Source organism: Pelomicrobium sp. G1, from assembly GCF_051905455.1.
GTDB lineage: Bacteria > Pseudomonadota > Gammaproteobacteria > Burkholderiales > UBA6910 > Pelomicrobium.
In genome coordinates this window covers 1-256 of sequence record NZ_JBQACR010000432.1, presented here as the reverse complement: position 1 = coordinate 256, position 256 = coordinate 1, and the positions used below count along the sequence as shown (strand labels likewise).

At 66.8% G+C, this 256-nt stretch carries 1 pseudogene; it reads right to left on the bottom strand.

The window, feature by feature from the left end:
• Positions 1-74: 74 nt before the first annotated feature.
• Positions 75-256, bottom strand: a pseudogene (locus ACTFO6_RS19115) (IS630 family transposase); the annotation flags it as partial.

Below are 256 nucleotides of genomic sequence, written 5' to 3'. Positions count from 1 at the left end.
GCAGCTCCGTCTCGTCGCCCCAGTGAATCTCGGTGCCTTCCTCCTTGGCGCGGGCGGCAATCTGCGGGTAATCCTCATATCAGACGGCGGATCTGCGTCTCCTGCTCAGGCGTGAGCTGGCGACCCTCACCCAGATTGCGCCCTCGCGGCTTGACGTTGACCGCCACCCAGCCGCCTGCCAAGTCCGCCCGGTGTGTCGCCATCACCGTCGGCACCGACAGCTCCACCTGTGCGGCAACCTCACGCAGCAGCAACC